This is a genomic window from Brevundimonas sp. NPDC055812, from assembly GCF_053616535.1.
Genome location: NZ_JBSHDX010000001.1, coordinates 496,111 through 507,903, shown reverse-complemented (window position 1 = coordinate 507,903; position 11,793 = coordinate 496,111). Strand labels below are relative to the sequence as shown.

General features: G+C 65.8%; 8 protein-coding genes. 4 read left to right on the top strand and 4 right to left on the bottom strand.

Translation table 11 applies throughout. The features are described 5' to 3' along the window. The first annotated feature begins 323 nt into the window (after positions 1-323). The 4 genes from ACWGL1_RS02375 (at position 324) to aguB (ending at position 6,165) form a co-directional block, all read left to right on the top strand. Positions 324-1,487, top strand: coding sequence for a capsular polysaccharide export protein, LipB/KpsS family (locus tag ACWGL1_RS02375; protein WP_452111070.1), 1,164 nt, complete (start codon positions 324-326; stop codon positions 1,485-1,487). 176 nt (positions 1,488-1,663) lie between these two features. After that, on the top strand, positions 1,664-4,114 hold the full coding sequence (locus ACWGL1_RS02370) for a TonB-dependent receptor (RefSeq protein ID WP_452111069.1): 2,451 nt from the start codon (positions 1,664-1,666) through the stop codon (positions 4,112-4,114). Between the two features lie 183 nt (positions 4,115-4,297). Then, positions 4,298-5,299: an agmatine deiminase family protein gene (locus tag ACWGL1_RS02365; protein WP_338576972.1), complete on the top strand. Its 1,002-nt coding sequence runs from the start codon at positions 4,298-4,300 to the stop codon at positions 5,297-5,299. Beyond that, on the top strand, positions 5,299-6,165 hold the full coding sequence (gene aguB / locus ACWGL1_RS02360; RefSeq protein WP_291783370.1) for an N-carbamoylputrescine amidase: 867 nt from the start codon (positions 5,299-5,301) through the stop codon (positions 6,163-6,165). Before ACWGL1_RS02365 ends, aguB begins: the two co-directional genes overlap by 1 nt. 88 nt (positions 6,166-6,253) lie before the next feature. Here the strand turns inward: aguB and ACWGL1_RS02355 are convergent, their stop codons facing one another. From ACWGL1_RS02355 to ACWGL1_RS02340, 4 genes are all read right to left on the bottom strand, one after another. Then, positions 6,254-9,247 (bottom strand): TonB-dependent receptor domain-containing protein, encoded by a 2,994-nt coding sequence (locus tag ACWGL1_RS02355; RefSeq protein ID WP_452111068.1) that lies wholly within the window; start codon positions 9,245-9,247, stop codon positions 6,254-6,256. Between the two features lie 215 nt (positions 9,248-9,462). Continuing rightward, entirely contained in the window at positions 9,463-10,434 is a 972-nt protein-coding gene (locus tag ACWGL1_RS02350) for a right-handed parallel beta-helix repeat-containing protein (RefSeq protein WP_452111067.1), read from the bottom strand. Then, on the bottom strand, positions 10,434-11,252 hold the full coding sequence (locus ACWGL1_RS02345) for a phosphatase PAP2 family protein (protein ID WP_452111066.1): 819 nt from the start codon (positions 11,250-11,252) through the stop codon (positions 10,434-10,436). The genes ACWGL1_RS02350 and ACWGL1_RS02345 overlap by 1 nt, the downstream gene beginning before the upstream one ends. Then, positions 11,249-11,746, bottom strand: coding sequence for a hypothetical protein (locus ACWGL1_RS02340; RefSeq protein WP_338576960.1), 498 nt, complete (start codon positions 11,744-11,746; stop codon positions 11,249-11,251). The genes ACWGL1_RS02345 and ACWGL1_RS02340 overlap by 4 nt, the downstream gene beginning before the upstream one ends. Positions 11,747-11,793 lie beyond the last annotated feature (47 nt).

Sequence of the window (11,793 nt, the reverse complement as noted above, 5' to 3'; positions counted from 1 at the left end):
CGCCGACGGCGTGCGCGAGCCGCTGAACCGTCGCGCCACCGTCGACATCAACTTCTAAGCCCTGAGGGGGCCGGTCTCGATCGGCCCCCGAAGGCTGTGTTGATGAAGGGTCAAGGCCGCCGAGCTCCGTCGGGTTCGGCGGCCTTGATTCAATAGCTTAGGCCCAAAGGTGGTCCCCGTTTCGCCTTGCCAAGACGGCGACCTGGCTATTAATAGGGCCTGCTTTCGAGAGATATCAGCGTTTGCTCGCGCCCTTTGACCCCGACCAGTCCGAGCTAAGTCTTAAGATCTCAGTGGATCTGACGGGCCGTCGCTTTCTTATCGTGTCCGCGCCCTTCGGCCGTTTCGGACGCGTGCTGGCGCGCGCCATTGAGATGCGCGGCGGCAAGGTGCGACGCATGTTGTTCAATGCGGGCGACGTGTTGAACTGGGGGCGTTCCGGCGGTCTCGCGTTCCGCGAGAAGGCGGAGCTCTGGCCTGAACAGCTGTCCGCCCTCGCCGCCGATTTCACCGACATTATCGTGTTCGGAGAAGGCGGCCCCTACAATCAGGGCGTGCTCAGCCAGGCGGATCGCTTGAAAGCGCGTGTCTGGGTGCTCGAGAATGGGTATTTCCGGCCGGACTGGATCACCTTGGAGCGCAACGGCGTCAACGGTTCCAGCGCCCTGCCGCGCTCGGCTGCAGGTTATCCGCCGCCGCCGCCGGAATTGCCGGTGTCCCGACCTGTCGGCAGAATCCTGCCGCATCACGTCATCAACATCAGTCTCTATCATGCGGTTCAGCCGCTGGGGCGGCTGCTGTTTCCCCAGTACCGCCATCACTATTCGGCCTCGCCCTGGCGTCAGTGCCTGGGTCACGTGCGCCGCTACCTTGAGCTGGGCCTGCGCCCCCGAGGCGCCAGCGACGCCGGGCGTCTGAAGGCCAAGGGGCCCTTCTTCATCGCCTGCCTGCAGCGCGACGGCGACGCCCAACTGCTGCGCTATTCCGACATTCACGACAATCTGTCCTTCCTGGCGCAGGTGATGGACAGCTTCGCCGCCAGCGCGCCGGCAGGCAGCCGCCTCGTGGTCAAGAATCATCCGCTTGATCCGGGCATCATCAACCTCGCGCGCGAGACGCGTCGGATGGCCGAGGCGCGCGGTCTGCAGGACCGCGTCGACTTCATCGACGGCGGCAATCTGGCTCAGCTCTGCCGCGCTTCGCGGGGTATGGTGGTCAACAATTCCAGCGCCGCCCTGTCGGCTCTGGGCTTCGGCACGCCGGTCAAGGTGCTGGGGCAGGCCTTCTTCGATTTCGAAGGGCTGGCGGATCAACAGTCGCTGGACGGTTTCTGGCGGGCCCCGAAGCCGGCGGATCTCAAGCTTTTCGCGGCATTCCGCGCCTATGTGATCAATCGCACCCAGATCAACGGCAACTATCATGAGCCGCGCGCCATGATCGACACCGCCGAGCGCGTGGCCGACGCCTTGGAGACTCGGCTGGCCTAGGTCGCCGAACGGCTGTTTCCGGGTGTGGCTCTCAAGCCACCCTTTGGCGCTGTCATCATTCTGTCATCCAGTTGTCGCCCGAGCTTCCCAGAGCGCGCTTAAGCCCCCGACATCGAGCGGCCGCATATGGGCCGGCTTGCATGGCATTCCGCCTCCATCTCTGGGGATACAGACAGATGACCATCCGCAAACAGCTGTTCTGGGCAAGCACCGCCCTGATGAGCAGCTTCTTCATGGCAGAGACCGCTTCGGCTCAATCGACCGGCACGGCCGCCGTTGAAGTCGAGCAGGTCGTGGTCACGGGCCGTCGCGGTCCGCGCACCATCGACGGCGCCATGGTGGCTGAAACCGTCGGCAAGTCGCGCTCGAGCATCACTCAGGAGTTCATCGAGACCCAAGCCGCCGGTCAGACCATCAACGAAGTTCTGAACCTGGTTCCGGGCATGAGCTTCACCAACAACGACGCCTATGGCTCGTCGGGCGGCAATATCCGTCTGCACGGCTTCGACGGCCCGCGCATTTCGCAGACCTTCGACGGCATGCCGATGAACGACTCGGGCAACTACTCGCTGTACACCAACCAGCAGTTGGACTCGGAACTGATCGGCACGGCTTCGGTCAACACCGGCACGACTGACGTCGACTCCCCGACGGCCTCGGCCTCGGGCGGCACCATCAACCTCAGCTCGATCGCGCCGACGACGGAATTCGGCGGTCAGATCAAGGGATCGCTGGGCGATGACGACTTCCGTCGCGTTTTCGCCCTGGTGAACACCGGTGAAATCGGCCCGTGGGGCACGCGCGCCTGGCTGGCCTATTCGGACCAGTCGTACGACAAGTTCAAGGGACTGGGCGACCTGAACAAGACCCAGTACAACTTCAAGGTCTACCAGCCGATCCGCGACAACGGCGACTTTGTCTCTCTGGCGGGTCACTGGAACCGCAACCGCAACAACAACTATGCGGACCTGCAGCTGAAGCGCAACGCTGACGGTTCGGCCAGCCTGGCCGACGGCGTGACCTGGGACAGCGATTTCGACACCGATTACACGGCGCCGACCTATCGTAACGGCGAGGCCGATATCGACGGCAACTCCAACCGTTACTGGGCGCTGCGCCAGAACCCGTCGGACACCGGCAACATCCGCGCTCAGTCGCGCTTCACCCTGCGTGAAGGCCTGATCTTCACCTTCGATCCGTCCTTCCAGTACACCCTGGCGACCGGCGGTTCGGGCCAGTTCGTCCTGTCGGAAACCGATCGTGCGCTTCTCGGCTCATCGGGCACGGGCGGCGTCGACCTGAACGGCGACGGCGATACCCTGGATAGCGTGCGCGTCCACGCCACCAACAACACCCACACTCAGCGCTACGGCATCAGCTCGTCGCTGATCTGGCGGATGTCGGACACGCAGACCCTGCGCGCCGCCTATACCCTGGACGACGCACGTCACCGTCAGACCGGTCTCTACGGCCGGGTCGACTTCTCGGATCCGACCAACCCGCACTTCTTCGATCCCTTCGCGGGCCTGCACGACAAGGATCACCGCATCGTCAACCAGGACGGCTACGAGCTGCGGACGCGTGACCGCCTGTCCTACGCCATCCTGAACCAGTTCGCCGTCGAGTACGCCGGCCGCTTCCTGGACGACACCCTGCGCGTCAACGTCGGCGTCCGTGCGCCGTTCTTCAAGCGCGAGATGAACCAGAACTGCTATTCGCAGTCCAAGAGCAGCTCGGTGGTCTGCTCGACCGAGAATGCCGTCAAGCAAGCCGACGGCACCTACAAGCTCGGCACTCGCACGCAGAGCTACATCGCGCCCTATTCGCGTGAAGTGAAGTTCGACGACATCCTGCCGAACATCAACGTCAGCTGGAACTTCAGCGGCAACCAGTGGGTCTACGGCTCGTTCGCCCAGTCGCTGACCCTGCCGCGCACCGACAACCTGTACACCGTCTTCTTCGACGCGAACGGCGACATCACTTCGCCGATCACCGAACCGGAAAAGACCACGACCTACGACTTCGGCTATCGCTACCAGACGGGCGTCCTGATGGCCTCGGCCAACGTGTGGTACACCAAGTTCGATAACCGCATCGTTTCGCGTTACGACCAGGATCTGGGCGTGTCGTTCGACTCGAACGTGGGTGACGTCGACCTGTACGGCTTCGACTCGCAAATCGGCTGGTCGCCGATTGAAGGTCTGTCGCTGTACGCCACGGCTTCGTACACGGACTCTGAAATCGCCAACGACTATCTGGATGGCACGACGGTCATCAAGACGGGCGGCAAGTCGCTGACGGAAACCCCGGATTGGACCTTCGGTGGTCGCATTCAGTACGAAACCGGTCCGCTGCAAGTCGGGGCTCAGGTCAAGTACACGGGCGAGCGTTGGGTGACCGACGAGAACGACCTGTACACCGAGGCCTATACGGTCGTGAACGCCGACGCCAAGTTCGACCTGGGCTACTTCGGCTACAAGAACTCCAGCCTGGCCCTGCGCATCGTCAACCTGTTCGACGAGAACTACTTCGGCTCGATCTCGGGCGCCTACAACGCGTCGCGCAGCACCTACGCCTACCGCGGCGCGCCGCGCACCATGCAGGCGACCCTGACCTACGCCTTCTAAGACGTAGCTGGGATCACCAGCATAAAGAAAGGGAAGGGCGGTCCGGCGACGGGCCGCCCTTTCTTCTTTTGGCTTAGGGCGAACTCCTCCTTGCCGCCATTGAACCCAGGGGCGTCAGGGCCTATCTCGCCCCCTTCGTGCTTCATCCCTTTATGTGGACGTTTTCGCCCCATGACTTCGCCCATGACCCTGCCTATTCCTGCCGAATGGACGCCGCATCGCGCGATGTGGGTCGGTTGGCCCAGTCACGCCGATCTGTGGGAGGACAACCTCGAACCGGCGCAGGCCGAGGTCGAGGCCCTGGTGCGCGCCCTCGCTGGCCCCGGCCGGGAGCAGGTCAAGCTGATGGTCGGCAATGACGAAGCCCTGGCCGACGCCCAGGCGCGCTTCGCCGACGTGGCGGGGGTGACGGTTGTGGCCGGACGCTTCGGCGATATCTGGCTGCGCGACACCGGGCCGATCTTCGGCGCCGGCTCGGCCTCGGCCCAGGCCTTCGTCTTCAACGGCTGGGGCGGCAAGTACGACCTGCCGCATGACGACGAGGTCGCCGACCAGATCGGCGAACAGACGGGTGTCGCCCTGACCCGTCACGACTTCATCCTGGAAGGCGGCGCCGTCGATCATGACGGCGAGGGCACGGTGTTGACCACGCGCCAGTGCGTGCTGAACCGCAACCGCAACACCGGCTGGACGCAAGAGGCGGCCGAAGCCGCCTTTGCGCAGGCTCTGGGCGCCACGAAGGTGCTGTGGCTGGGCGACGGCCTGCTGAACGACCACACCGACGGCCACGTCGACAACCTGGCCCGCTTCGTCGCGCCGGGCGTGGTCGCCTGTCCGATCGGCTTCGGCCCCAAGGACCCCAACGCCGACGTCTATGATGAGACGGCCCAGGTCCTGTCCGTCATGACCGACGCCGCCGGCCGCCCGATCCAGGTGCTGCGCATCCCTTCGCCGGGTCTGGTGCTGGACGAGGACGAGCGGCCGGTTCCGGCCAGCCATATGAACTTCCTGATTGCAGACGGCGCCGTCGTCGTGCCGACCTATGGCAACGACATGGCCGCCCGCCTGGCCTGCGAGGCCCTGGCGACCGTCTTCACCGATCGCGAGATCATCCCCCTGCCGTCGACCGCCATCCTGTCGGGTGGCGGCTCGTTCCACTGCATCAGCCAGCAGGAGCCCGCCTGATGACCCGTCAGATCACCGTCGCCGCCATCCAGACCGCCTACGGCGAGGACATGCAGGCGAACATCGACAAGACCATCGGCTTCATCCGGGAGGCGGCTGCCAAGGGCGCCCAGGTCATCCTGGCGCCGGAGCTGTTCCAGGGGCCGTATTTCTGCGTCTCGCAGGAAGAGAAATGGTTCGGCGCCGCCTATCCCTGGCGCGAGCATCCGGCCGTCACCCAGCTCCAGCCGGTGGCCAGGGAACTGGGCGTGGTCCTGCCCGTCTCGATTTTCGAGCGCGAGGGGCCGCACTACTTCAACAGCCTGGTGATGATCGACGCCGACGGCGAGCTGATGGGCGTCTATCGCAAGAGCCACATCCCCGATGGCCCCGGCTATCAGGAGAAGTACTACTTCCGCCCCGGCGACACCGGCTTCAAGGTCTGGGACACGCGCTTCGGCCGTATCGGCGTCGGCATCTGCTGGGACCAGTGGTACCCCGAAACGGCGCGGGCGATGATGCTGCAGGGGGCCGAGGTGCTGCTGTACCCGACCGCCATCGGTACCGAGCCGCATGACGATACCCTGGACACCGCCGCCCCGTGGCGGCGCGCCATGCAGGGCCATGCCGTATCGAACGTCGTGCCGGTCGTCGGCGCCAACCGCATCGGCCACGAGCAGGTGACCGAGGCGGGCCAGACCTACTACGGCCACTCCTTCATCGCCGATCATCGCGGCGACCTGGTCGAGAGTCTGGACCGGGAGGAAGGGGTGCTGGTCCACACCTTCGACCTGGACTTCCTGGACCGTCACCGCGCGGCCTGGGGCTTCTTCCGCGATCGTCGGACGGATCTGTACGGCGCCCTGGCGACAGGCCGCCCGGCCTGACCCGGCTCTAACGGAAAACTGGATCCAAAAAGAAAAGAGGCGGAAGACCGGGGTCTTCCGCCTCTCTCATTTCATGCGTTGAACGCTATCAGAACTTCAGCGTGGCGCCGAAGGTGAAGTAGCGGCCGATCGCGTCGTAGGTCTGCGGGAAGGTGTTCCCGTTGTTCGCTGACGTGCTGCCGATCTGCGAACCGACCATCGGCGGAGCCTTGTCGAACAGGTTGTTGATCGTCGCCGTCAGACGAACCGTCTGGGTGATGTCCCAGCGGCCGCTCAGGTCGAAGTAGTCGTAGCTATCGATCTGGGCGTAGTCCGGGAACCACTTGGTGTTGCTCGGCTCGACTTCGACGCCCGACAGGTGACGCCATTGCAGCGAGGCGCTGTAATCGCCCATCGACCAGGTGGCGCGAGAGCTCCAGCGTTGCTTGACCTTGGGCTCGCCGCACGACACCGAATAGTAGCCCACGCAGTCGCGCAGGACCGAGTTCGGATCCGCCTGGCTTTCAAAGCGGGTGACGATGTTGCCGTTGACGCTCAGATCGACGCGACCGATGTCGCCCCAGCCGAAGTCGGCCAGTTCGACACGATAGTTGCCGGCCAGGTCGAAGCCCGAGACGCGATCGTTGCCCAGGTTGGACGACAGAAGGGTCACGCCCTTCGATTCCACCCCATTCAGCGAACCGTTCTTGGTGTTCCGGCCGATCAGCTTACAGAAGTCGTTGAACTCGAGGTTCGGGTTCAGCGTGGTGCTGTAGCAGCCGTTCAGGATATCGTCGACGCTGGGGCTGCCGACGGTCTTGTCGACCTTGATGTCATAGTAGTCCACGCTCAGGCGCAGGCTCGGCACGAAGGCCGGTTGCCAGACGGCGCCGATGGTCCAGGTGTCGGCCTCTTCCGGTCCCAGGTTGGGGTTGCCGCCGGTCAGGACGTTGACCTGGCCGGAGTTCGGCGGAGCCACATTCCCGATGTTGCCGTCCGGCACGCCGGTCAGGCGGCACAGATTGCTCAGGGTGCCGGCCTTATTGGCGTCGGCCGGGTTGATGAGGCCTTGCTGACAGGGGTCCTCGGCGCGGTTGTTCAGGCCAGTAACCTGGGGATTGAACAGTTCGCCGATGTTCGGAGCGCGGGTGGCGCGCTGATACATGGCGCGGATGCGGACATCCTCGATCGGCGACCAGTCGCCGCCCAGCTTGTAGCTGCCGTAGTGTGAGGTGACGCCGGCGGCCTTGAACTCAGTCTGGCGGTAGCCGGCTTCCAGGTTCAGGCTGTGGATGAACGGCAGGTTCTCGATCAGCGGGATCGCCAGTTCGGCGAAGGCTTCGCGCATTTCGAACTGACCTTCGCGATCCGGAACCGGCGCGCCGGTGCCCAGAACTTCGCCGTTGGTCTGGGCGGCCTCGTCGCCGCGCGTGGCGGCGCTGGACCGGCGCCATTCCGCGCCGAAGGCGATGGCGATCGGACGTTCGCTCCAGGGGCTGCTCAGGCGTTCGGGCAGAACGCCGGAGATCGAGCCCGAGGCCACGTCCTGCTTGATCGTGACTTTGCTCATCGACGACAGGTTGATGTAGTCGATCATCTCCTGGGTGATCGAGCCTTCGGGGCCGAAGACGTTGATCGGCACGCAGCCCGCGATGCCGCCCGTCGCCGGATCGGCGCCGGGGACCAGGCACTGATCAGCCGAAACCGTGTTCAGGGCGTTCTTCAGCTTGGACAGGGAGCCCCAGTTGCGACGGGTCGTCAGCTGCTGGGTTTCGCCGTGCGAGATATAGGCATCGTAGTTCCAGTCCGGGTTGAAGTCGCCCCGAACACCGGCCAGCAGTTGGACCGTCTTGTTCTCGATGTCCACCGGACGGGTGCCCATTTCGGTGAAGCGACGATTGATGGTCAGGTCCATCATGGTGTCGCCGCCCGGACCCGACACGCACTTGTTGGCGCCGATCATCAAGGCGTCGCACAGCTGCTGGCGCATGGCGTCGGGAATGAAGGGGTTGCCGATCGGCACGCTGTAGACGTTGCCGAAGGTGCCGCTGGAGGCGTTGTCCAGCGAGACGTCGCTCTGGACATAGCTCAGGTGGCTATAGACTTCAGCCGCTGGGTTGATCTTGAAGCTGCCCAGAGCGTTGATCTGATAGCGGCTCAGCGGCGTCTGATACAGGTTGTACGGGTTGTAGTTGTAGCCGGCCGAATTGTAGTTCGGGTGGTTCGAACCGATCAGAGCGCCCGTCGTCGGGTCCAGTTCAGCTCCAGACGGCAGCGGCGTGCCGCTCAGTTCGGGAATGACGTTGCCGTCAGCATCCTTCACCTGGAATGGCGTCACACCGAAACGACCGGGGACCGAGGTGCCCGAACCCAGCGGCGCGCCGGTCGTCGAGGAGCGCGCGACGGTGCCCCATGGGCGACGGTCCTGATAGAGCGGATCGGTCTTGGTGTAGCCGAAACTGACGACGGCGTTGCCGCGATCCTCGGCGAAGTTGCCGCCGACAGTCAGGTCGAACTTGCGGCGAACCGCGTCGTCTTCGCCCGAGAAGCCGTAGGAGGAGGAGAACTCCACGCCTTCGAAATTGTTCTTCAGGATGAAGTTGACCACGCCGGCCACGGCGTCAGCGCCGTAAACCGCCGAGGCGCCGCCGGTGACGGTGTCGATACGTTCGACCAGAGCGACCGGGATGGTGTTGGTGTCGACCACGCCGGACAGGTTGAACGGCACCACGCGGCGGCCGTTGATCAGCACCAGAGTGCGGTTGGTGCCCAGGCCGCGCAGGTTGATCGTCGCGCCGCCCCCCGAGCCGTTGTTGGTGGCCGAACCGACGGCCGGCACAGCGGCGGGCAGGTCCTTGACCAATTCCTCGATGGCGACCGGCTGCGACAGGGCGATGTCTTCCGAGCTTACCGAGGCGATGGGGCTGGCGGCCTCATAACCCGGCTGGCGGATGCGCGAGCCGGTGACGACGATAGAGCTGACTTCGGAAACTTCTTCTTCGGCCGATTGGGCGAAAGCCGGCGTGGCGGCCATGAAGCTGAGGGCGGCGCCCCCGATGATGGTCGAGGCGAGCAAGGACTCGCGGATAATTCTCTTTTTCAAAGAGACCCTCTCCTGAACAAAACAAGCCGTGGCCCGCCCTCTTACGGCGAGGGCTGAACCGACGGCTCGCGGCACGTGCAGGACCGTGTGGCCTGCGGCGGAGACATTACGGCGAGGGTTGCCACAGACAAGTCAGAATTGCGTCAATAATGGCACAGATCGGAAAAAATTACCATTATTTGAAGTATATTCGGAAAAGTAGGCAAAAATTACGCTCATTTTCCGAAATTAAGACTAACGACGTTCTCTGATGCGCCGTCCCGATCATCGGCGCTGCTGCCCCAGGGGTAGCCCCTGTCGGCGCCGCAGTAGGGACGGCGGCCCTGTCGGGCGTTCTCGACCACCAGGCGCGGGCGCAGGCGGGCGGCGCCCGTGAAGACATTGTCGGTGATGACATTGTGGGAAGGCGTCTGGTGGCGGATGACGCCGCGCTCGCCGCAGTTGCGATAGAGAAGGACGCCGGGACGCCCGCCCAGTTCGAAGCGGTTGCCCGTGATCCGGTTTCGCGCCGAGCCGTCGACGGCGATCATCTCCCGCCCGGTGCGCGTGCGAAAGAGGTTGTCCTCAATCCGATTGTCGGCGCTTTCAGCGTCCAGATAGAGGGCGGTGGCGACGCTGCGCCCCTCCAGGGTCGAGCGGGTCAGGCTCACCCGCGTGACGCCGGGACCGACATAGAGGGGGATGGAGCCCGTGCCGCGAACGGTCACCTGTTCGAGGATGATGTGGCTGGGCGCGGCGGCTTGGGCGGCGGTCGTATGTTCGGCCGTGCGGGACGAGGCGCGCAGGTCGTCATAGCTCCCGTCCGCCCCCATGCCCCAGATTCGCACCGAACCGCGGATCAGGCAGTGCGACAGCCGCACGTCGGTCGGGCGGCTCCAACGGTCGGCGGCGAGGCGGCGCGACCAGACGGCGATGGTCGGCGAGCGGGTGGTGACGGCGGCGCCGGGGCGGCCGACGGCGCCCCCCGCGCAGTCCAGCCCTGCGCCCGAGGCTTCGGCGCCTTCGATCAACACGGGGCGCACGACCGTCTGTCCTGACGTCAGAACCGCGCGACAGGTCAGGCGATAAGGCGCCGTGGTCTCGGCCGTCAGCTCGCCCAGTTCCGAGGCGGAGCAGGGACGGGCGGCAGGCAGGGACCAGGTCTGGAGGCCGCCGGCCAGGATCATTCCCGCCAGCAGCATCGCCATCAGGGCAGGGGCGTGGCCAGCGCCAGGGCCTCGGACGCGCAGCCGGGCGCCCCGGCGCCTTGCGCCCGCAGAGCCGCCAGTTCGGCGCGGGCGGCGGCCAGGTCGGTTGCGAATTCCGGCTGATCAGCGGCGCGGGCGTAGACGACGCGCCCCAGATCCTCGCCGGCGGCGACGTCGCTGGGATAGTGCATGCCGCACACCAGCCGGCTCTGGCCGATCTCATGGGCTATGCGGCGAATCTCGGCCGCGCGGTCGGGGGCCAGGGCGGCGAAGGCTTCGCCATAGACGACGGCGACCGTCGAGCTGCCGGACGGATAGGAGGCGCTGCGCCGACCGGCCTCGGTCAGGCGCTGGCAGGCCTGACGGGACGGATCGTCGCCCACCGGTCGGGCGCGGAAGGCGCGCGCTTTGACCGTTTCCGCCGCCGCATCGGCGTCGTGAAACAGCCGCTGCATGAGACGGGTCAGCTCAGGCGTCTGCTGCGGCTCCAGCCGCACGCCCAGGACGCAGTTGAAATGCTGCAGCGCCAGGGGCGGGCGCAGTTCGGCATGGGCCGTGGCCAGCAGCCAGCGGTCGGTGTTCTCCAGCGTCGCCATGCGCGTCGAACGATCCTTGTCGGACTGATCGACGGCGGAGCTGGGCGCGGGCGGCGGGGGCGCGGCGGCGGCCAGCGCCTCCACCTCTGCAGCGTCGAGGTAGCCCGGCGGCGCGGCGGCGACCCGCGCCGCTTCGGGACGCAGAGCCGCCGGGGTGCCGGCGCAGGCGCACAGCAGAAGCGCCGCCGCCGCAGTCGTCGCCAACGCCGGGCGGCGGATCACGCGCCGCTGTTCCAGCTCAGTTGCACCGAGGTCAGGCCGCCTTCGCCCGGCGCGGCCACGACCTGAAGGCTGGCGCCCTTCTCGGCGCGGGCGGAGGCGCCGTAGGCGCGGGCCTCGCCCTGGTTCATGGCCATGATCGGAGACAGGCCCGCCTTCTCGGCGCGCTGACGATAGAAGTCGATCACCGCATCGGGCGTGGCGTCGGTGGTGAAGGTGATGATGCCGCCCGGACCTTCGGGGCCCGACGCCATGAGGGGCGCCCCGTCGGTCTGGGCGCCGGGATAGAGGGCGGCGAAGGTCGGCGCGCCGTCGATGGCGGCGCCCGGCGCCTCAGGCGTCGACGGCGTCGGAGCTGCCGCAGGCGCGGCGGTTTCGGCCGGCTCGGCGGCGGCGATCGACGGCGATTCGCCTTCGGGCGCGGCCTGACTGCGGTCATCGCACGCCGCCAGGCCGACGCTGAGCGCCAAGACGACGGTTGCCACGCTACGCTTCATTCAGCCTACGTCCTTAATCCTATGCGACTATCTGCACCGTGGCCTAT

What these genes read in the sequence shown, in the direction of transcription:
- ACWGL1_RS02370 (WP_452111069.1), top strand. Translation starts at nt 1,664, where the DNA reads ATGACCATCCGCAAACAGCTGTTCTGGGCAAGCACCGCCCTGATGAGC.
- ACWGL1_RS02365 (WP_338576972.1), top strand. Translation starts at nt 4,298, where the DNA reads ATGACCCTGCCTATTCCTGCCGAATGGACGCCGCATCGCGCGATGTGG.
- aguB (WP_291783370.1), top strand. Translation starts at nt 5,299, where the DNA reads ATGACCCGTCAGATCACCGTCGCCGCCATCCAGACCGCCTACGGCGAG.
- ACWGL1_RS02350 (WP_452111067.1), bottom strand. Translation starts at nt 10,434, where the DNA reads ATGGCGATGCTGCTGGCGGGAATGATCCTGGCCGGCGGCCTCCAGACC.
- ACWGL1_RS02340 (WP_338576960.1), bottom strand. Translation starts at nt 11,746, where the DNA reads ATGAAGCGTAGCGTGGCAACCGTCGTCTTGGCGCTCAGCGTCGGCCTG.